This window comes from Phyllobacterium sp. GQ127, assembly GCF_059758635.1.
The window spans coordinates 513,158-532,503 of the sequence record NZ_JCAXDZ010000003.1 but is presented as its reverse complement, the minus strand read 5'-3'; the positions used below and the strand labels follow the sequence as shown (position 1 = coordinate 532,503).

At 51.3% G+C, this 19,346-nt stretch carries 20 protein-coding genes and 1 tRNA gene; 16 read left to right on the top strand and 5 right to left on the bottom strand.

What is annotated here, in order from left to right; all coding sequences use genetic code 11:
- Positions 1 to 343: 343 nt before the first annotated feature.
- The 3 genes from hemE to rho all read left to right on the top strand — a co-directional run bounded on the left by hemE (position 344) and on the right by rho (position 3,375).
- Entirely contained in the window at positions 344 to 1,372 is a 1,029-nt protein-coding gene (gene hemE, locus AC6CHM_RS14630; RefSeq protein WP_115054499.1) for a uroporphyrinogen decarboxylase, read from the top strand.
- Between the two features lie 64 nt (positions 1,373 to 1,436).
- Positions 1,437 to 1,913: a protoporphyrinogen oxidase HemJ gene (gene hemJ, locus AC6CHM_RS14625; protein WP_336440497.1), complete on the top strand. Its 477-nt coding sequence runs from the start codon at positions 1,437 to 1,439 to the stop codon at positions 1,911 to 1,913.
- Between the two features lie 196 nt (positions 1,914 to 2,109).
- Positions 2,110 to 3,375, top strand: a complete 1,266-nt coding sequence (rho, locus tag AC6CHM_RS14620) for a transcription termination factor Rho (protein ID WP_115054498.1) — start codon at positions 2,110 to 2,112, stop codon at positions 3,373 to 3,375.
- On the opposite strand, the gene AC6CHM_RS14615 is transcribed toward rho, so the two are convergent.
- Positions 3,372 to 5,378 (bottom strand): thioredoxin domain-containing protein, encoded by a 2,007-nt coding sequence (locus AC6CHM_RS14615; RefSeq protein WP_498173609.1) that lies wholly within the window; start codon positions 5,376 to 5,378, stop codon positions 3,372 to 3,374. The genes rho and AC6CHM_RS14615 overlap by 4 nt on opposite strands.
- Positions 5,379 to 5,446: 68 nt before the next feature.
- Here AC6CHM_RS14615 and mnmE point away from each other — a divergent pair, with 68 nt between their 5' ends.
- The 5 genes from mnmE to AC6CHM_RS14590 all read left to right on the top strand — a co-directional run bounded on the left by mnmE (position 5,447) and on the right by AC6CHM_RS14590 (position 11,267).
- Positions 5,447 to 6,769, top strand: a complete 1,323-nt coding sequence (gene mnmE, locus AC6CHM_RS14610) for a tRNA uridine-5-carboxymethylaminomethyl(34) synthesis GTPase MnmE (protein ID WP_498173608.1) — start codon at positions 5,447 to 5,449, stop codon at positions 6,767 to 6,769.
- A gap of 203 nt (positions 6,770 to 6,972) precedes the next feature.
- On the top strand, positions 6,973 to 8,838 hold the full coding sequence (mnmG, locus tag AC6CHM_RS14605; RefSeq protein ID WP_498173607.1) for a tRNA uridine-5-carboxymethylaminomethyl(34) synthesis enzyme MnmG: 1,866 nt from the start codon (positions 6,973 to 6,975) through the stop codon (positions 8,836 to 8,838).
- The gene (gene rsmG, locus AC6CHM_RS14600; protein WP_498173606.1) at positions 8,835 to 9,467 is read left to right on the top strand and encodes a 16S rRNA (guanine(527)-N(7))-methyltransferase RsmG; all 633 of its coding nucleotides are present in this window, start codon (positions 8,835 to 8,837) and stop codon (positions 9,465 to 9,467) included. Before mnmG ends, rsmG begins: the two co-directional genes overlap by 4 nt.
- 63 nt (positions 9,468 to 9,530) lie before the next feature.
- On the top strand, positions 9,531 to 10,325 hold the full coding sequence (locus tag AC6CHM_RS14595) for a ParA family protein (RefSeq protein WP_498173605.1): 795 nt from the start codon (positions 9,531 to 9,533) through the stop codon (positions 10,323 to 10,325).
- Positions 10,326 to 10,364: 39 nt separating this feature from the next.
- Positions 10,365 to 11,267, top strand: coding sequence for a ParB/RepB/Spo0J family partition protein (locus AC6CHM_RS14590; protein WP_307286286.1), 903 nt, complete (start codon positions 10,365 to 10,367; stop codon positions 11,265 to 11,267).
- A 15-nt stretch (positions 11,268 to 11,282) separates the two neighbouring features.
- Here the strand turns inward: AC6CHM_RS14590 and holA are convergent, their stop codons facing one another.
- Together holA and AC6CHM_RS14580 are read right to left on the bottom strand one after the other, a co-directional pair.
- Positions 11,283 to 12,335, bottom strand: a complete 1,053-nt coding sequence (gene holA / locus AC6CHM_RS14585) for a DNA polymerase III subunit delta (protein WP_498173604.1) — start codon at positions 12,333 to 12,335, stop codon at positions 11,283 to 11,285.
- Between the two features lie 226 nt (positions 12,336 to 12,561).
- Positions 12,562 to 12,636, bottom strand: a tRNA-Gly gene (locus AC6CHM_RS14580).
- A gap of 196 nt (positions 12,637 to 12,832) precedes the next feature.
- On the opposite strand from AC6CHM_RS14580, the gene AC6CHM_RS14575 reads away from it, so the two are divergent.
- From AC6CHM_RS14575 to AC6CHM_RS14550, 6 genes are all read left to right on the top strand, one after another.
- Positions 12,833 to 13,330 (top strand): prolyl-tRNA synthetase associated domain-containing protein, encoded by a 498-nt coding sequence (locus AC6CHM_RS14575; RefSeq protein WP_307281459.1) that lies wholly within the window; start codon positions 12,833 to 12,835, stop codon positions 13,328 to 13,330.
- Between the two features lie 71 nt (positions 13,331 to 13,401).
- A complete protein-coding gene (gene trxA, locus AC6CHM_RS14570; RefSeq protein ID WP_115054489.1) occupies positions 13,402 to 14,373 on the top strand; it encodes a thioredoxin in 972 nt (323 codons plus the stop codon).
- A 51-nt stretch (positions 14,374 to 14,424) separates the two neighbouring features.
- Positions 14,425 to 15,087, top strand: coding sequence for an LON peptidase substrate-binding domain-containing protein (locus AC6CHM_RS14565; protein WP_115054488.1), 663 nt, complete (start codon positions 14,425 to 14,427; stop codon positions 15,085 to 15,087).
- 9 nt (positions 15,088 to 15,096) lie between these two features.
- The gene (locus tag AC6CHM_RS14560; protein ID WP_115054487.1) at positions 15,097 to 15,291 is read left to right on the top strand and encodes a Trm112 family protein; all 195 of its coding nucleotides are present in this window, start codon (positions 15,097 to 15,099) and stop codon (positions 15,289 to 15,291) included.
- Positions 15,292 to 15,354: 63 nt separating this feature from the next.
- The gene (locus AC6CHM_RS14555) at positions 15,355 to 15,777 is read left to right on the top strand and encodes a metallopeptidase family protein (RefSeq protein ID WP_115054486.1); all 423 of its coding nucleotides are present in this window, start codon (positions 15,355 to 15,357) and stop codon (positions 15,775 to 15,777) included.
- An 18-nt stretch (positions 15,778 to 15,795) separates the two neighbouring features.
- The gene (locus AC6CHM_RS14550; RefSeq protein WP_115054485.1) at positions 15,796 to 16,137 is read left to right on the top strand and encodes a YunG family protein; all 342 of its coding nucleotides are present in this window, start codon (positions 15,796 to 15,798) and stop codon (positions 16,135 to 16,137) included.
- Here AC6CHM_RS14550 and AC6CHM_RS14545 read toward each other — a convergent pair.
- Both AC6CHM_RS14545 and AC6CHM_RS14540 read right to left on the bottom strand, forming a co-directional pair.
- Complete coding sequence (locus tag AC6CHM_RS14545; RefSeq protein WP_115054484.1) at positions 16,134 to 16,343, bottom strand: DUF1737 domain-containing protein; 210 nt, start codon at positions 16,341 to 16,343, stop codon at positions 16,134 to 16,136. The genes AC6CHM_RS14550 and AC6CHM_RS14545 overlap by 4 nt on opposite strands.
- 35 nt (positions 16,344 to 16,378) lie before the next feature.
- A complete protein-coding gene (locus AC6CHM_RS14540) occupies positions 16,379 to 17,263 on the bottom strand; it encodes an HpcH/HpaI aldolase/citrate lyase family protein (RefSeq protein ID WP_336440335.1) in 885 nt (294 codons plus the stop codon).
- A gap of 150 nt (positions 17,264 to 17,413) precedes the next feature.
- Here AC6CHM_RS14540 and leuD point away from each other — a divergent pair, with 150 nt between their 5' ends.
- Both leuD and leuB read left to right on the top strand, forming a co-directional pair.
- Positions 17,414 to 18,019 (top strand): 3-isopropylmalate dehydratase small subunit, encoded by a 606-nt coding sequence (gene leuD / locus AC6CHM_RS14535; RefSeq protein ID WP_115054483.1) that lies wholly within the window; start codon positions 17,414 to 17,416, stop codon positions 18,017 to 18,019.
- Between the two features lie 176 nt (positions 18,020 to 18,195).
- Complete coding sequence (gene leuB / locus AC6CHM_RS14530; RefSeq protein ID WP_498173603.1) at positions 18,196 to 19,308, top strand: 3-isopropylmalate dehydrogenase; 1,113 nt, start codon at positions 18,196 to 18,198, stop codon at positions 19,306 to 19,308.
- Positions 19,309 to 19,346: the final 38 nt, after the last annotated feature.

Below are 19,346 nucleotides of genomic sequence, written 5' to 3'. Positions count from 1 at the left end.
TTGTTGGCAAGTCATCCACAATGAGCTCACCTGTGCGCAACATCGCCGTTGGCATCCGGATACTGTGGATTGTTGCGACTTTTCGTCTATTATTGGTCCATTATCCACAATGTATTCAGAACCAATATCATTGTAACAATTTGAAATTGTTTATAATTTTGTTTTTTCCCTGCTATCCTGCCATTAGGGTGTAATTGTTTCCTCTTGGAACAGCGCTGATTGTTTGCTGTGGGAAAATTCTGACAATGTGTTAATTCCCGCTACTAACAGACTCTAAGAATCAGAAAATCCAAAATAGATCTGAATTTCTTTTTTAAGAAAGGCCAGGGAGAGGGATCACCTAATGACCGATCGCAAAGTGATGAAAGTCTTGAGAGGTGAAACTGTTTTTCCACCTCCGATCTGGATGATGCGACAAGCAGGTCGTTATCTTCCCGAATATAGGGAAGTCAGAAAGAACGCCGGGACGTTTCTCGATCTGTGCTATTCTCCCGATCTGGCAGTTGAAGTAACGTTGCAGCCAATTCGCCGTTTTGGTTTTGATGCGGCCATCCTGTTTTCAGATATTCTTGTTGTGCCTCATGCTCTTGGCCGGGACCTTCGTTTTGAAGAAGGGCGTGGCCCTTTGATGACGCCGATCGATAAGGATGGAATATTCTGGCTGGAATCTGCCGGTGCTGCAGACAGGCTGGAGCCGGTCTACGAGACGGTTCGTCTGCTGAGACAGCAATTGCCTGCTGAAACAACACTCCTCGGCTTCTGTGGGGCTCCCTGGACCGTAGCGACCTATATGATCGCGGGTCACGGCACGCCGGATCAGGCACCGGCTCGGTTGTTCGCCTATCGGGAACCTGAAGCCTTCAGGAAGCTGCTTGATGAGCTTTCGGATGTTTCGGCAGAATATCTGATACGTCAGATCAATGCAGGTGCGGATGCGGTTCAAATCTTTGACAGCTGGTCAGGTGTGCTTGACGAAGCCTGCTTTGAGGAATTTTGCATAGCGCCAGTCGAAAAGATTGTCAGAAAGGTACGCGCTGTACATCCGAATGTTCCGATTATAGGCTTTCCAAAGGGAGCCGGGGCGCTCTACACCAATTATAGGCAGCGTACTGGTGTGACCGCGCTTGGACTGGATTGGACCGTACCGCTTTCAATGGCTTCATCATTGCAAGGCGATGGTGCAGTCCAGGGAAATCTTGATCCATTGCGCGTTGTTGCAGGCGGAAAAGCAATCGATGCCGGTGTGGATGCCATATTGGAGTCGCTGGGTCATGGACCGCTTATCTTCAATCTTGGCCATGGCATTACACCCGATGCACCTGTTTCCCACGTCGAACAAATGATTAATCGTGTACGCCTGACGCATAGATAGGGAGAGAGTTTTGACCAGTTCATCAGACACAAGCCAAAATGTCCCTGTTTTACCGCGCCTGATCATGGCGGCAGTGGCTATTGCAGCAGTTGGCCTGGTTTTAATCTATCCGGACAGAGCATATCTTTGGGTCAAGGCAATCCATGTCATTGCGGTCATATCGTGGATGGCGGGCATGCTCTATCTTCCACGTCTTTTCGTTTATCACTGCGCTGCTGAAACTGGCTCCGTTCAGTCTGAGACATTCAAACTGATGGAGAATCGACTTCTCAAAGCGATTATAAATCCAGCCATGGGACTGACATGGATTGCAGGCCTCTGGTTGGCCTGGCAAAGTCAGGCATATCTGGACGGCTGGTTTCACGTGAAATTTCTGGCAGTCATTCTTCTATCCGGCGTACATGGCTTTTTCACAAAGGCGGTCCGGTTATTTGCAGAAGATCGGAATGAAAAATCTGCGCGTTTCTGGCGGTTGATGAATGAAGTACCTACATTGCTCATGATTGTTATTGTGATCATGGTCATTATTAGGCCATTTTGATTCATCATAAAAACAACAGTCTTATATCAATAGGACTCATGAAACCTCTTGCCCTTGGCTGGTCTATTAGCTAGATAGGGGCTCTTCCTACGGAAATACCGCCATAGCATCACCGGCCATGTCATCATGGCACTGCATTCAGGCATCGTCATTTCCCTTCCCCATTTCAAACAACAAGAATTAGAGTTCCGCACACATGCAGGAAATGAAACTACAAGAACTTAAGAACAAAACCGCGGTAGACCTTTTGGCTTTCGCGGAGACGCTGGAAGTGGAAAACGCCAGTGTCATGCGCAAACAGGAATTGATGTTTGCTATCCTCAAAAAGCTCGCTGCTCAGGAAGTTGAGATTATCGGCGAAGGCGTGGTTGAGATTTTGCAGGACGGGTTCGGCTTTATGCGCTCCGCCAATGCAAACTATCTCCCGGGCCCCGATGATATCTATATCTCACCCTCGCAGATTCGCCGCTTTTCCCTGAAGACGGGCGATACAGTTGAAGGTCCGATCCGCGGGCCAAAGGAAGGCGAACGATATTTCGCGCTTCTGAAAGTAAATACAGTCAATTTTGAAGACCCTGAAAAGATCCGTCACAAGATCCATTTCGATAATCTGACACCGCTTTATCCAAATGAACGATTCAAGATGGAGTTGGAAAATCCGACTACCAAGGATCTTTCGGCTCGTGTCATTGATCTTGTGGCACCACTTGGTAAAGGTCAGCGCGGGCTTATCGTTGCACCGCCGCGTACTGGTAAAACTGTTCTTTTGCAGAATATTGCCCACTCAATTACTGCCAATCATCCTGAATGTTATCTGATTGTCCTGCTGATCGATGAACGGCCGGAAGAAGTGACAGACATGCAGCGTTCCGTGAAGGGCGAAGTTGTCTCTTCCACTTTCGACGAGCCGGCATCCCGTCACGTGCAAGTTGCGGAAATGGTCATAGAAAAGGCCAAGCGTCTTGTCGAACACGGGCGCGACGTTGTCATCCTGCTCGATTCGATCACGCGTCTCGGCCGCGCATACAACACTGTCGTGCCATCATCCGGTAAGGTTTTGACCGGTGGTGTTGACGCTAATGCATTGCAGCGCCCCAAGCGTTTCTTTGGTGCTGCCCGTAATATTGAAGAAGGTGGTTCGCTAACCATTATCGCGACGGCGCTTATCGATACCGGTAGCCGTATGGATGAAGTCATCTTTGAAGAATTCAAGGGCACGGGCAACTCGGAAATCGTGCTTGACCGTAAGGTTGCCGACAAGCGCATCTTCCCGTCAATGGATATTCTCAAGTCCGGTACGCGTAAGGAAGACCTGCTGGTTCCACGTCAGGATCTGCAGAAGATTTTCGTCTTGCGTCGTATCCTTGCTCCAATGGGCACAACAGACGCGATCGAATTCCTTATCGACAAGTTGAAGCAGACCAAGACCAACAGCGACTTCTTCGACAATATGAATACCTAAAAGCTGGATCGCAACAGCTCTTCGAGCTCTGCTTCTGTCTCGACCGGTGGAAGACAAACAAACCCGCGGCACAAAAATGCTGCGGGTTTATTTATTGTAACCTCACCACCACCGGCAACCAACTCAATCTTCCGGTTTTCTCTATGTTCGATCCATAGATCAATCCGGCGTGGATCGGCAACGCGATCGGCCATCCTCATGACAGGATGATCTTTGTCTGGTGTTACGATTACAAGCTTTATCTGGTCGAGCACCAGCCCGGCACTATTGAGGATTCCCGCTTGTCCGTAACGTTGTTGCAGGATGCGCCCGAGGGCTTTTTCTGTGATCGAAATGGTGCGCACCCGCAGCTCGTCATCGCTTGTTACCAATGCCAGCCGCGCCAAAGCTTCGATGGTCTGGCTTGTGGCGCTTGGCACGGCCTCATCCTGATCGCCTCGAACCCGGATGATAGTGTCCGTACTATCGTTAGCACTAAGGGAATAAAGCCCATATTCATCTTGATGCCAACGGTCCAGCATATCCTTCCAATGCTTTGCATGATTGATGAAATCAGCGTTCTGTGTTGCCTGGTGGAGTGATATTGCCGCATTTATCATGGCGGCGTAGTCAGATGACAGCGCAGGAAACAAACGCGAATTTCCAAGTACCGAGTGCGGCAGTCGCCCGTCCACCATCGATTCGGATATGGAACGGTATGCGTCTGTCGCAATATTAATCCAATCACTTCTCTCAAATGTACGCCCGGCCTCTGCAAGAGCCCGTATCATTAGCCCGTTCCAATCGGTTAAGGCTTTGTCATCACGGCCAGGACGAATGCGCGCTTCGCGTGCTTTGAAGAGTCTGTCACGGGCTTTTGCCAGACTTTCCTCCGACGCAGCATCCAGGAGGTTGATGGACTGCAAGCGATTAAGAATGTTCTTGCCTTCCCAATTGCCCTCTTCAGTAACATCATACACTTCACGAAAGTGTTGGAATTCATCTGTTGTCGGAATTTCGGCGTCTTGCCAAACATAAAAGCGTCCCTCTTCGCCTTCACTGTCCGCATCAAGACTGGAAGCAAATCGGCAATCGACAATCATCTCGCGCTGGAGCCAAGCAACCGTCTCGTCGATTCGCTGACGAAACAAATAATTTCCTGTCTGGCAAAAGGCATAGGTGGCATGTCTTATAAGCTGCGCATTGTCGTAAAGCATTTTTTCAAAATGCGGCACAAGCCATGCATCATCGACAGAATATCGGGATAGGCCGCCACCGAGATGATCGTAGATTCCTCCTTGAAGCATGGTCTGGAGGCTTTTCAAAAAGATATCCCGGTGCGTTGAATCGCCAGTGCGGAGCCACGAAAGCCAGATTGTGTCCATGAAAGGGGCGCTCGGAAACTTGGGAGATCCGGTCAGACCGCCTTTGACAGTATCCATTGCCCCGAAAATGTTAGACGCGAACTGGTTGATCAAAGCCGGATCAAGCTTTGTTTCTTCTGCCTGGGCATTGAGCCGCGCACCAATGTGCTGGGTCAGGGCAATAACGTTCTGTTCCACGCGTTGGCGGTCATTGCGCCAGGCGCCGTCAATGGAACGTAAAACATCAAGAAATCCGGGCCTGCCATAATGGGAATGCTTCGGAAAATAGGTACCTCCCCAAAATGGCTTTCCCTCAGGTGTTAAAAACATTGTGAGCGGCCAGCCACCCTGTTCGCCCATGGCGCCGAGAGCCGCCATATAAATCTGATCAATGTCGGGCCGTTCCTCGCGATCAACCTTGATGTTGATGTAAAGCTCGTTCATTAGCGCCGCGACTTCATTGTCCTCAAAACATTCATGGGCCATGACATGGCACCAATGACACGCAGCATAACCTACGGAGAGGAGAATTGGTTTATTCGTCAGGATAGCTTCGTCCAGCGCTGCCCTGCCCCAAGGCCGCCAGTGGACGGGATTATCGGCATGTTGCCGCAGATAGGGGCTGGATTGATTACCCAGCAGATTAGCTGCCTCGGACATGGATCACCTCACCCTTTCCCAACTACACTAAGAGGGTTATCAAGGCCTGTGTAGTAGGAACTGATTAAATGTATATTTTTGAAGATACCATCTTTGCCCTATCAAGTGGGCGCCTGCCCTCGGGCATAGCCGTCATTCGAATATCAGGCTCACGAACTCGATTCGTAGTCGAAACGATCTGTGGTAGCCTAACGGAACCACGCCTGACTAAGCTATCCTCCTTCAAGAACAGCGATGGCGATTTGATTGATCGTGGTCTGGCAGTGTTCTTCCCCGCTCCGCACAGTTTTACAGGAGAAGATTGCGCCGAGTTTCACCTTCACGGCGGCAAGGCCGTAGTGGATGCTATGATTACCGCTCTGTACGGATTTGACGGGTGCAGAATGGCAGAAGCTGGGGAGTTTTCCCGGCGAGCTTATGCAAATGGCAAATTTGATCTGACAGCAGCAGAAGGACTAGCAGACCTCATCGCCGCTGAAACAGACAGCCAAAGACGATTGGCTCTACAAATATCATCCGGCGCTCAGGCACAGCTATATTCGGGCTGGCGCTCGGAACTCATCCGCGCCCGCGCCCTCATAGAGGCTGAACTGGACTTCGCCGACGAGTCAGATGTCCCCGGTTCAGTTTCCGACTTGGTTTGGGAACAAATGGCAGATCTCGCCGGGCGTATTACTAAACATGTGGGCGACGGAAGGCGCGGGGCAATTGTGAGAGATGGCTACAGAGTCGTTATTATTGGGGCTCCCAATGCTGGTAAATCTTCCCTGCTCAATATTTTGGCCGGTAGCGACGTTGCCATTGTGTCTGACGAGCCAGGCACAACCCGTGATCTGATTGAGATTAAGCTCGATCTTTCCGGGATCACTGTCCTGATCACGGATACAGCCGGAATTCGCAATACCACTGGAGCGGTGGAAATGATGGGTATAGAGCGAGCGCTCGACCGAGCTCACTCCGCTGACTTGATCTTGAGCGTCACAGATTTGTCCGATCCTATCCCGTTGGACGATGTGCCTTTGACAAAGAACGTACTAAGAGTTGGCGCGAAGGCGGATCTGGTGACCGAATCCGAAATCGGTGAGTATGATCTGGTAATTTCCACACGCACTAATGCAGGCGTTGACGCCCTTTTGACGCTTCTATCGCAAAAGGCCGAAGCAGCAGCGGGGGACATTTCTGACCCACTCCCCACTCGGCGCAGACATATGGAGTTGCTCAACGAGGCGAGTATTGAGCTTCGCGCTGCTATTGAGGATATAGCAGCGCCCCTGGAAGTTCGCGCCGAATATTTAAGACGGGCTTCATACTCTCTGGGACGCATAACCGGGGATGTCGATGTGGAAGACATATTGGACGTTGTGTTTTCGCAATTCTGCATAGGGAAATGATTCACGTGAAACATTTGGCAGTAACTTTAGCCCCCGTTCCGGACAGGCTGCCGACGACGAGAAACATCCGGCGATGCCATACGATAATCTATCCAGAACTAGACAAATTGTTTCACGTGAAACACCATTCATCCGGTTATACTTGACTCAGGGCGCTGTTTTGATCATCAAGAGCTCAAATCGAATCCAGAAAGTTTTGCATCGTGCAGAGATCATTTGACGTCATCATTATCGGTGGTGGGCATGCGGGCTGTGAGGCTGCCGCTGCTGCTGCACGCTTTGGCGCGAATACGGCACTGGTCACTCACCGCGCAGACACTATCGGCGTTATGTCATGCAATCCCGCGATTGGCGGCCTGGGTAAAGGCCACCTCGTCAGGGAAATTGATGCTATGGATGGGCTGATGGGGCGCGTGGCTGACGCTGCCGGTATCCAGTTCAGGTTGCTCAATCGCCGCAAGGGGCCAGCTGTACGCGGCCCTCGCACACAAGCAGATCGCAAGCTGTATCGACTGGCAATGCAACGTGCGATCCAAGAGCAAGAAAACCTTACCGTTATTGAAGGCGGAGCAAACGACCTCCTTATAAGCGATGGTCGTGTGAAGGGCGTCCAGTTGATGGATGGACGTGTTCTCGATTGTGCAGCGGTTGTTTTAACTACCGGGACTTTCCTTCGAGGGTTGATTCATATTGGCGAGAAGAAAATTCCTGCAGGACGCATGGGCGAAGCCCCTGCCCTTGGATTGTCCGAGACGCTGCTTCAACAAGGTTTCGCACTAGGACGATTGAAGACGGGAACACCGCCCCGGCTTGATGGAAAGTCGATAGACTGGAAGAGTCTTGAAACCCAGTCGGCCGATGAGAATCCTCTGCCATTTTCCTTGATGACGGATAGGATTAACAATCCACAGATAGACTGCGGCATAACCCGAACAACCGCGGCCACGCATGAGGTGATCCGGACGAATATTCATCGATCCGCGATGTATTCCGGCTCTATCGAAGGGATAGGCCCACGTTATTGCCCGTCGATCGAAGATAAGATCGTAAAATTCGGCGATCGGGATGGTCATCAGATATTTCTGGAGCCGGAAGGATTAGACGACGATACGGTTTATCCTAACGGAATTTCCACTTCCCTGCCGGAAAGCGTTCAGCTCGATATACTCAAGACGATTCCTGGCCTCAACCATGCGACAATGCTGCAGCCGGGTTACGCAATCGAATACGACTTTATTGATCCGCGTGAGTTGGACCGGACCCTGCAAACACGTCGGGTCAAGGGATTCTTCCTGGCAGGCCAGATCAATGGAACGACCGGATATGAAGAAGCGGCAGCGCAGGGGCTCCTGGCTGGTCTCAATGCTGCCCGCCTGGCGAGTGGAACCGAGCCGATTATTATGCAACGCACCGACGCCTATATTGGCGTAATGGTTGATGATCTTACTTCTCGCGGCGTGAGCGAACCATATCGCATGTTTACGTCGCGCGCCGAGTTCAGATTGTCTTTGCGCGCTGATAATGCTGATGAGCGTCTAACTCCTCTGGCTTCTCGTCTCGGGATTTTGGGGAAAGAGCGTGAGCAACGCTTCAAGCAGCGTACTGAGGCGCTCGACCTTGCGCGTGATTTGGCCAAAAATTTGATGATTACGCCCTCCGCGGCTGCGAATATGGGATTGCGCCTGAACCAGGATGGCGTTCGACGCTCGGCTTACGATCTGATGGCTTTTCCCGATATTGATTTGCAGCGTGTGAAAGATATTTGGCCTGAGTTGGCTGCTATCGAGCCACGTATCGGCGAAGCGCTGGAAATTGAGGCGCAATATGCTGTTTATCTCGAACGCCAGAAAAGCGATGTCGCCGCCATGCAGCGGGATGAAATGCTGACGATTCCTGCGGGAATAGATTTCGAAGCCACCGCCGGATTATCGAATGAACTAAAACAAAAGCTTAGGCAACGGCAACCGAAGTCGATAGCTGAGGCACAACGAATTGACGGCATGACACCCGCGGCTCTAGCCCTGATCATTACGCAAATAAGACGCACGTCCACACGGAATGTGGCGTGACCAAAAATCGCGAAAAAAGCCTGCAAGAAATCCTTCCACATGTTTCACGTGAAACATTGGAGGATTTATTTGCTTTTGAGACACTTTTCAGAAAGTGGTCCAAAGCGATAAACTTGGCGTCGCCTTCCACCCTTGTTCAACTTTGGGAAAGGCATATCCTTGATAGTGCACAGCTCTATCGCCTGGCCCCAGATGCTAAGGTCTGGCTTGATCTTGGCTCCGGCGGCGGATTTCCGGGTGTTGTCCTTGCTATTCTTCTGAAGCAATCAGTTGGTAGCAGGATTGATCTTGTCGAAAGCAATTCAAAGAAGGCCGCGTTCCTGCGTACAGCTATTGGTCAAGCTTCTGCTCCAGGCACGGTTCACGCGGCCAGAATTGACGCGGTATGGCAGAAGATTGCTCCTCCTGAGATAATAACGGCCCGCGCCCTCGCCTCTTTGAAAGAGTTATTCGTGCTCGCTGAACCTTGGCTAATCGGAGGAGCAACAGCACTTTTTCAAAAAGGTAGGGATTACCGCCGGGAAATCGACGAAACTCGTGACGACTGGACCTTTGATCTGGTAGAACATAGAAGCGTTGTCGATAAAGATTCTGTGGTTTTGCAGATAAGCAATCTCTGCAGACTTTAAAAACCGCGCCACCTAATGCTCCATTTTATCGGCAACGAACAGTTTAGTGTTCAGGAAAAGCCAATGAATAACCAGACCCGCATTATAACAATAGCAAATCAGAAGGGCGGCGTGGGTAAGACGACGACCGCGATTAACCTCGCGACCGCGTTGGCGGCAATCGGCGAAAATGTGCTCATTGTTGATCTTGATCCGCAGGGAAATGCGAGTACCGGTCTAGGCGTTGATCGAAAGAGCCGGGCGATATCATCTTACGATGTCTTGATGCAAACGGCCACGGTGGAAGAAGCTGCCGTGCCTACGGCTGTGCCAAGCCTTTCCTTGATACCCTCAACTTTGGATCTTCTTGGTGTTGAAATGGAAATCGCTAACGCGCCTGATCGTGCGACCCGGCTACGGAAGGCTTTTAGAGGCAATTCGTCAACATCAGCTTTCACCTATATCCTTATAGACTGTCCGCCATCGCTCAATCTGTTGACGATGAATGCCATGGCGACCGCGGATTCGGTGCTTGTGCCATTGCAATGCGAGTTTTTCGCTCTCGAGGGCTTGAGCCAATTGCTCGAGACCGTTAGCCAAGTGCGTACGTCGCTTAATCCCGCACTAATGATTCAAGGCATTGTTCTGACAATGTATGATGGGCGAAACAATTTGGCGACCCAAGTGGTCGACGATGTCCGATCCTTTATGGGCGATAAGGTCTATCGTACGGTAATTCCGAGGAATGTCCGTGTTTCTGAAGCGCCCTCTTACGGAATTCCTGCTATTTTGTATGACTTGAAGTGTGCCGGCAGCCAGGCCTATTTGCAGCTGGCGTCGGAAGTCATACAGAGAGAGCGTCATTTGCGCGCTGCCTAATCGATTCGTGAACGAAACATTTTTGAAGAGCCTATGACAATGAATGAAGATCTTTCAAAGAAACGCTTGGGTCGTGGTCTGGCCGCATTGATCGGAGAAATGGATCGTGTGCCGGATGAGGCAGCTGCGCCTGTCGCAACGCTGGATCGGCAAATCCCTATTGAATTCATTGCACGCAATCCACGCAATCCTCGTAGACTGTTTACGGAAAGCGATTTGGAAGACCTGACGAATTCGATCCGCGAACACGGAATAGTGCAGCCTGTGGTCGTCCGTTTGGCCAAGGATTCGGCTGATCGATATGAGCTGATAGCCGGTGAGCGCCGGTGGCGCGCTGCGCAGCGTGCGGGTCTTACCACAGTTCCTGTCATCATCCGTGAGGTCGATGATCGCGTTGCCCTCGAGCTTGCCATTATTGAGAATGTGCAGCGCGCCGACCTTAACCCACTGGAAGAAGGTATGGGATATCAACAACTTATCGATGATCACGACTACACGCAAGCTGACTTGGCGCAGGTTATTGGCAAGAGCCGGAGTCATGTTGCCAATACGCTTCGGCTGTTGAAATTGCCAGAGCCGGTGCGCGATATGATCACCAATGGTTCGCTTTCTGCAGGGCATGCGCGCACATTGATCACTGCAGACAATCCTGCTGCTTTGGCCGATAAGATCGTCCGCGACGGCCTGTCGGTCCGCCAAGCGGAAGCTTTGGCGCAGGGCGAAGGCGGAAAACAGCCCTCACCCAAGGCCAAAACGGTTGATGAAAAGGATGCTGACACGCAAGCGCTTGAAAAGCTCCTTTCCGATGTGATGGGTATGCGCGTTACAGTCAATCATCTCAACAAGGGTGGCGACGTGCGTATTCACTACACCACGCTTGAGCAGTTGGATGAGATTTGCCAGCGTTTGCAGAACCGCACAAAATGGGGCGGCTTGGCCTGAGATTTGACTTCAGCCTTAGCGCCCGTTTGAGCGCCCAGCCCGGGCAGCTTCTGCCACAAGTGCGATCATTGTTTGACGAATGATTGGAACCGAGAGAGCAGCATTGCGCCTGCTGTCGAGGACTGTCTTTTGCAGCCTCTCGATCGCTCTGGCACAAGATGCCGTGGACCAGCGCTGAAGGGCTGTTTCCATGAGCTTTTTTCGTGCAAAGAAAACGGGCGGGCGCGCCGCGGCAACGGCGGAGGCCGCATTTTTATTTTCGGTTTCCATGCCGTAACGCAGCGTTTGTAACGCTTGAAACTGCCGTATGGCTGAACTGAGGATCAAAAAGCTGGGACTACCCGTGTTTACGACTCGGTCAAACGCCGAAGTAAAATCATTCAGATTACCCGTTATCATTGCATCAACGATGGTTTCGTAAGAGGTGGCGCTGACATCGCCTATGATGTCACGAACATCTTCTACGGTTACCCGTTCCTTGCCATGAGCATAAAGACAGATTTTTTCCAGCTCGGCACGAGTCGCCAGTCTGTCGCCGCCCAGACTTTCTTTGAGCAAGTTGCGGGCATCCAATGCGATCTGCAGGTTGTTTTTTGTCAACATGTCATCAATCGTGCTGTCAATGCCGCGCGCGTCGTCGCTATAGCAGGGTAGCGCCATGGCGCTGGCACTTTGCTCGACAATGCCCCGCAAACCTGCGCCTTTCTTGAGATCGCCAGCTTCAATGAGGATGAAGGTCGCAATCGGCGGATTTTTCGCCAAATGAGAAACAGCATCAGCCAGCCCCTTCTGGCCGGAAGCGTTTCGCACCCAGATCAACCTCTCTCCGCCAAACATGGATATTGTGTTGGCTTCGTCAGATAGCCGCCCAGGCTCCGCCTGAACAATATCAGCATCCAGCCGGATAACCGCGAAAGGGTCATCTTTCGCCAAACCAGTCATCGTGATGAAGAGGTCGGCTCTTTCGCTAACCAATCCCTTGTCGGGCCCGTAAAGAAGCACGATCGGATAACTGCGATCCAAACGCTTTAAAAACGAATCTACTTCATGAGCTTTCTTCTGTGCCATGGAGCAATGGTTTAGCTATTTAGCCGGACATTGCAAACATCATTCCAATGCTATGGCCCGTCAGAAGGAAATGGCAAATAGCTTCGCGATGGGATGAAGCGCGACATTCCACGGATGAATTTGATTCGATCCGGGACATTGCATAGCGATTAGCAATATTTGGTGTCAGATATTCCGGAAAGCAAAAAGGCCCAGGTAAACCTGAGCCTTTTGATCTTCGGACAACTGGAGCGGGAGAAGGGATTCGAACCCTCGACCCCAACCTTGGCAAGGTTGTGCTCTACCCCTGAGCTACTCCCGCATGTGCCAGTTAGTCTTGCGAAGCGGGTGCTATATGACCCAAGCGCAGACCAATTGCAACAGGGAAAATTGGACTTTCTTTCGATATCCGTAAAATTTACCGATTGTCTCATGAAGTCTCAGGGTTTTGCTTGAGGCAAGGCTCTCGAGCCATTAGACAGTTTTACAAATGCATGATGAATTTGAGGAGGATGCAGATGCCGAAGTCGTATGAAGAACTGATGCAATTTATCAGTGACCTTGGCATTGAGGTATCTACAGTTCGCCACGCCCCGGTTTTTACCGTGGCGGAAGCCCAGGCGCTGCGCGGAAAAATTACGGGTGCCCATACGAAGAACCTCTTCCTTAAAGACAAGAAGGACAATTTCTTTCTGCTGACAGTCGATGAAGAGGCAGAGGTGGATTTGAAAACCATTCACACCAAGATTGGCGCAGCGAGCCGAGTGTCTTTTGGCAAGCCAGAAAAACTGTTGGAGTATCTGGGTCTGGTTCCAGGCTCTGTCAGCGTGCTCGGTGTCATCAATGATGTGGAACGCAATGTGAAGGTCATCCTTGACGAAAGCCTGTTCCACCATGAAATGATCAATGCGCACCCGTTGACCAATGAAGCGACGACGTCGATACGCCCGGACGATCTTTTAAGATTTCTCAAAGAGACCGGGCACTCGCCTTTGATCTTGAAAATTGAAGCATAAAACCCGAACTGAGTGTTCTAGACATGCCGGCATGTCGGCAGTTAATTCATCCAAAGGTGACGGAGAATTTTATGAGCAATATAGATAATCCGTTCAGCGGTGGATATGGCAGCGAGTCAGCAGCAACGACGCTGACTTTCGGTTCCAATGAAGCCTCTGCACCGGCAGGCGATGTCATAAAGGATACGACAACCGCTGCATTTTCGGCCGATGTTATTGCTGAATCAAAGAAACAGCCCGTCCTTGTTGATTTCTGGGCTCCGTGGTGCGGGCCCTGCAAGCAGCTCACTCCAATTCTGGAAAAGGCGGTTCAGGCGGCTGGCGGTCGCGTCAAACTTGTCAAAATGAACATTGACGATCATCCGGCGATTGCCGGGCAGCTGGGTATTCAATCAATACCTGCGGTGATCGCGTTTTCTGATGGCAAACCCGTAGATGGATTTATGGGCGCCTTGCCCGAATCCAAGGTGAAGGAATTCATCGATAAGATTTCCTCACCAAATGGTGGACGTGACGAAGCGATAAAGGATGCGCTTGCTGCTGCGGCTCAAATGGTCGAGGCTGCTGATTTTGAACAGGCCGGCCAGATTTATTCTGCTGTGCTTGCCGAGGTTCCCGATCATCTGGCGGCACTTGCAGGTCTTGCAAATTGCTTGATCGAGCTTGGGGATATCCCGACGGCACAGGCGACGCTGGACATGGTGCCGCCAGCCGGGAAAGAGGATGCGGGAGTCAGGGCCGCTCAAGCCAAAATTGCACTGGCCCTGCAAGTGGCTGAACTCGGAGATCCAACGGCCTTGGAAGCTCGCCTTGAGGCCAATCCGGCTGACCATCAGGCACGATATGATCTGGCCATGATACTCAACGCCAAGGATCAACGTGATGAGGCGGCTGACCATCTTCTCGCCATCATGAAGGCAGATCGTAATTGGAACGAGGACGGCGCGCGAAAGCAACTCTTGCAGTTTTTTGATGCGTGGGGAGCGGGCGATCCTGCTTCCATGAGTGCACGTCGCAAACTTTCCTCCCTGCTGTTTTCCTGACAAGTATAGTATACAGAAAAGCAGATTAAAGGGCTTGGCCCGGAGCTAGTTATGCAAGCTGGAAATGTACGCTATCGTACTTTGGACGATATTCCTGAAAGCGTTCCGATTTTTCCTCTTTCGGGAGCGTTGCTGCTGCCAGGTGGGCAATTGCCGCTCAATATTTTCGAGCTACGCTACCTTGCGATGATAGATGCCGCGCTCGCCTCCAAGCGTATCATCGGCATGATTCAACCTCGCCTTGACCAAGAAGATGAGGAAGGTCTTGAGCTGAGCGAAGTGGGATGTCTTGGAAGAATAACTTCGTTTGCAGAAACCGGTGATGGCCGGATCTTGGTTACGCTCCAAGGTATTTGCCGGTTCCGAGTTGTGAAAGAGCTCTCAACACGCACGCCCTTCCGTCAGTGCAAGATTGCGCCCTTGCGTGCGGATCTCGACGAGGCGGACGACAGGGAGGTGGACAGGGCTGCATTGCTGCGTGTTTTCCGCGCCTATCTGGACGCGAATAGCCTGGAGGCTGATTGGGAAGGTATTTCTCGGGCTGGCAATGAAACACTGGTCAATGCACTTGCCATGATGTCTCCCTTCGGCGCAGCGGAAAAACAGGCTTTGCTGGAAGCGACAGATCTGAAAACAAGAGCCGAAACCTTGATCGCGATTACCGAGATAGCTCTTGCGAAGGATCAGGACGATTATGAATCAAGCCTCCAATAGGACGCCGCTATGACAGAAGCTGATCGTGAAACACCCCTTGATCGCAAGTTGCTGGAGCTTCTGGTTTGTCCTTTGACAAAAGGACCACTCACCTATGACAAGAAAAAATCTGAATTGATTTCCAAAAAAGCGCGGTTAGCCTATCCTGTGCGAGACGGTATTCCCATCATGCTTCCCTCCGAGGCGCGTGCGCTTGAGGATTGATGCCCTCGCATCCATGCTGCTGACGCACTATATAGGGCCATAAACACCTTATCAGGAATTGTGATGGCCAGAAGTAACCAAACGGCTGACTGGGCGAACCGCCTTTCGCCTTCAATCGCTGAAATTGAATCACTGGCAATTGATGCCTATGCCCATCTGCCGGAAAATTTCCGCAGTCTGTGCGGTGAAATCACCATGCAGGTTTCTGACTTTCCCGATGATCAGATTATTGAAGATATGGGGCTGGAATCGCCTTTCGATCTCATGGGCCTTTTTGAGGGCAATGGTATCGGTGAACGTTTTTCATTGCAGACAGGCGACCAGGTCAATCGCATAACGCTTTATCGACGGGCCATTCTTGATTATTGGGCGGAATATGAAGAGGCGCTTGGCGATATTGTCACGCATGTCCTTATCCACGAAATCGGGCATCATTTCGGATTGTCCGATGAGGAGATGGAACGTATAGAGGCTAGCGTCGAATAGCTATCACAGGGGATTGCCTTGACCGCCGATTACTCAACGCCATACGGGCTATATGAGAGCCTCAAATCCGCATGGAGCAGGGAAAGCTCAGCCTCCTGGTCGGCTGAAAACCCCGCAAAAGGCCAGTGCAGCGTAACATCGCTTATTGTGCAGGACATATTTGGCGGCTCGATCCTCAAGACGAAGACCTATGGCGGCACTCACTTTTACAATCTGATCGATGGCGTTCGCTGGGATATGACCATTAGCCAGTTTGACCGGCCCATTCCGTTTGAGGACAGACCAGCCACGCGCGATGAAGCCATGGCTGATACGTCAGAACCGCAATATCAGGCGCTCAAGCGTCGGTTGGGTGTCTAGTGATCGCTGAGCTTTGTTGTGCCGGGTATATAGTCGACGCCATCGACATCTTTGACCACAGCCTGCCCGCATTGCATGATGCCGGTTACAGAATTGAACGCATATGTCGGTGAGCCATAAATATGCCAGCCCTTGTTAAGAGCGGCTGTTACTTTATGGCAAAAGCTCGCATCATCGGGACCAGTCAAAAATCTGTAGAGCTTCATAGTGAATTCCCATTCTCGTGCTTGTCAGATTTGCACTAATTTGAATGATTGATTGTTTCAATCCTTGCCAGCAATTTTTGGGCGGTTTCAAGATGCATCCGCTCCACCATCCGGCCATTCAACGAAATTGCGCCCTTGCCTGCATTTTCGGCAAGGTCGAAGGCTTGGACAATAGAGCGGGCATCAGTCACTGCCTCGGAACCGGGGGTAAACGCTTTGTTTGCCGGTTCAATTTGCGATGGATGGATAAGGCTTTTCCCATCAAACCCCATTTTGAAAGACTCGCCGCATTCACTTTCAAAGCCGGACATATCGTTAAAGTCGTTGTAGACGCCATCAATAATATCAAGATGACCGGCTTTGGCGCATAGCAGAATCTGCATGAGCCACGGTGTGAAAAAATGCCGGCCTTTTTCCAGAACAGTTCCGGTTTCTTTGGCAATGTCATTCGTGCCTACGACAAAACAATCCAGTCTTGAGGTTGATCGCAGGCCAAGCTCGGCAATCTCGTCGGCATTGATGATGCCGCGTGCCGTTTCGATCATCGCCCATAAACGCACGTTTTCTGATGCGTCGGTTTCTTCCAAGACTTCCGCCACTCCGGTCACATCCTGCAGATTCTCTACCTTTGGTAGAAGGATCGCATTGGGCTTGCAGGCGCGTGCGGCCAGAAGATCTTCGCCGCCCCATTCGCTGGTGAGATGATTGATACGGATGATGCGCTCAGCCTTGCCTGCAGGATTGGCTGCAAAATAAGCGCGCAGAGCTTCGCGGGCATCTTCCTTGGCTTCCGGAGCGACAGCATCCTCGAGATCGAAAATAATCGCATCGGCATTCAGCGACGCCACTTTAGCCAAGGCTTTCGGATTGGAGGCCGGAACATAAAGTACAGATCGACGCGGACGGAAAAGCTTGCTCATGACAACTTTTTGCCCCGAAGACGGAAGCAAGGCAAGGGCTGAGATTTGCCAAGCATAAAGTGCCACAGGCGAAAAGCTTTGATTCATGGCCGAGCTGGTGTAAAGCCAAGGATAAATCTCACCTACGCATGGACCGTACAGGCAGCTATTATGGATAAATTCACCCAGCTCACGGGCGTTGCCGCCCCACTGCCCATCATCAATGTCGATACAGACATGATCATTCCCAAGGACTACCTTAAAACGATCAAGCGCACTGGCTTGGGTACGGGGTTGTTCGCTGAAATGCGTTACAACGAAGATGGCAGCGAGAATCCTGATTTCGTTCTCAACAAGCCAGCTTATCGCAAGGCACAGATTCTCGTCGCTGGTGACAATTTCGGTTGCGGCTCAAGCCGCGAACATGCACCGTGGGCCTTGCTGGATTTTGGTATTCGTTGTGTCATCTCAACGAGCTTTGCTGATATTTTCTACAACAACTGCTTCAAGAATGGTATCTTGCCGATCCGGGTCAGCCAGGAAAATCTTGATAAGCTAATGGACGATGCGCAGCGCGGTTCCAACGCCACGGTATCAATCGATCTTGAGGCCTTGACTATCAAGGGGCCGGACGGTGGAACAATCAGCTTTGAGATCGACGAATTCCGCCGCTACTGCATGCTGAACGGTTTGGATGACATTGGTTTGACGATGGAAAAAGCATCGAAGATCGACAGTTTCGAAGCGTCCAATGCGCAAGCCCGCCCTTGGGCCTGACCAATTTTAGGTCAGTATTACCAAAGCCCGGTTTTTGCCGGGCTTTTTCGTGCCTGACAGGCGCGCATATCGGTGAGGGGATTTAAGATAATTTCCCAAAACGCTTTTCTTCTTTGCTCAAGTTGCGCTAAGTACGCGCCATTCCCACGAGCCAATCACATAACGAGGTTTCCAGCATGGCATCGAAAAAGCTTTTCCTTCTTCCTGGCGATGGTATCGGTCCTGAGGCAATGGCCGAGGTCCGCAAGATCATTGCCTATATGAATGCCGAGTTGAAAAGCGACTTTGAGCTGGACGAGGGTCTGGTCGGTGGTTGCGCTTATGATGCCCATGGAAAGGCCATTTCCGAGACAGATATGGAAAAGGCATTGGCATCGGATGCCGTGCTGTTCGGTGCCGTTGGTGGTCCAAAGTGGGATAGCGTTCCCTACGATGTTCGTCCGGAAGCCGGTTTGCTGCGCCTGCGCAAGGATATGGAGCTGTTTGCAAATCTGCGCCCGGCCATTTGCTATCCTGCACTTGCCGATTCATCTTCCCTGAAAAAGGAAATCGTCGAAGGTCTGGATATTCTCATTGTGCGCGAACTGACTGGCGGCGTGTATTTCGGGGAACCGAAGGAAATTCGCGATCTTGGCAATGGTCAGAAGCGCGGCATTGATACTCAGGTTTACGATACATATGAGATCGAGCGGATTTCCGGAGTTGCCTTCGAGCTCGCCCGGACGCGTGGCAACAAAGTCACCTCAATGGAAAAGCGCAACGTCATGAAGTCGGGCGTCTTGTGGAATGAGGTTGTTACTGCAACCCACAAGGCAAAATATTCAGACGTGAAACTCGATCATATGCTGGCCGATGCAGGCGGCATGCAGCTCGTACGTTGGCCGAAACAGTTTGACGTTATCGTAACAGACAATCTGTTCGGCGACATGCTTTCGGATATTGCTGCAATGCTGACGGGTTCTCTGGGCATGCTGCCCTCAGCCTCGCTTGGTGCGCCCGACGGCAAGACAGGAAGCCGTAAGGCTCTGTATGAGCCCGTACACGGCTCTGCGCCGGATATTGCTGGTACTGGTGCGGCCAATCCAATTGCGATGATCGCCTCGTTCGCCATGTGCCTGCGTTATTCGTTCAATATGGTGGCTGAAGCGGATCGGCTGGAAGCGGCTATTGCAGGTGTCCTTGATGACGGAATTCGCACCGCCGACATTATGTCCAATGGGATGACCAAGGTCGGGACCGTCGAGATGGGCGATGCCATTCTTGCGAAGTTCAAAGCTCTGGCCGTCTGATATATAGCGGCTGAAATAAAAAGCCCGGCGCGAGTGAT

Coding starts and splice junctions, on each gene's coding strand:
- holA (WP_498173604.1), bottom strand. CDS start 12,335: ATGGCACAGAAGAAAGCTCATGAAGTAGATTCGTTTTTAAAGCGTTTG.
- AC6CHM_RS14615 (WP_498173609.1), bottom strand. CDS start 5,378: ATGTCCGAGGCAGCTAATCTGCTGGGTAATCAATCCAGCCCCTATCTG.
- AC6CHM_RS14575 (WP_307281459.1), top strand. CDS start 12,833: ATGCCGAAGTCGTATGAAGAACTGATGCAATTTATCAGTGACCTTGGC.
- AC6CHM_RS14545 (WP_115054484.1), bottom strand. CDS start 16,343: ATGAAGCTCTACAGATTTTTGACTGGTCCCGATGATGCGAGCTTTTGC.
- mnmE (WP_498173608.1), top strand. CDS start 5,447: ATGTATATTTTTGAAGATACCATCTTTGCCCTATCAAGTGGGCGCCTG.
- hemJ (WP_336440497.1), top strand. CDS start 1,437: ATGGCGGCAGTGGCTATTGCAGCAGTTGGCCTGGTTTTAATCTATCCG.
- AC6CHM_RS14565 (WP_115054488.1), top strand. CDS start 14,425: ATGCAAGCTGGAAATGTACGCTATCGTACTTTGGACGATATTCCTGAA.
- rho (WP_115054498.1), top strand. CDS start 2,110: ATGCAGGAAATGAAACTACAAGAACTTAAGAACAAAACCGCGGTAGAC.
- AC6CHM_RS14555 (WP_115054486.1), top strand. CDS start 15,355: ATGGCCAGAAGTAACCAAACGGCTGACTGGGCGAACCGCCTTTCGCCT.
- leuB (WP_498173603.1), top strand. CDS start 18,196: ATGGCATCGAAAAAGCTTTTCCTTCTTCCTGGCGATGGTATCGGTCCT.
- AC6CHM_RS14595 (WP_498173605.1), top strand. CDS start 9,531: ATGAATAACCAGACCCGCATTATAACAATAGCAAATCAGAAGGGCGGC.
- AC6CHM_RS14540 (WP_336440335.1), bottom strand. CDS start 17,263: ATGAGCAAGCTTTTCCGTCCGCGTCGATCTGTACTTTATGTTCCGGCC.
- AC6CHM_RS14590 (WP_307286286.1), top strand. CDS start 10,365: ATGAATGAAGATCTTTCAAAGAAACGCTTGGGTCGTGGTCTGGCCGCA.
- AC6CHM_RS14560 (WP_115054487.1), top strand. CDS start 15,097: ATGACAGAAGCTGATCGTGAAACACCCCTTGATCGCAAGTTGCTGGAG.
- leuD (WP_115054483.1), top strand. CDS start 17,414: ATGGATAAATTCACCCAGCTCACGGGCGTTGCCGCCCCACTGCCCATC.
- trxA (WP_115054489.1), top strand. CDS start 13,402: ATGAGCAATATAGATAATCCGTTCAGCGGTGGATATGGCAGCGAGTCA.
- hemE (WP_115054499.1), top strand. CDS start 344: ATGACCGATCGCAAAGTGATGAAAGTCTTGAGAGGTGAAACTGTTTTT.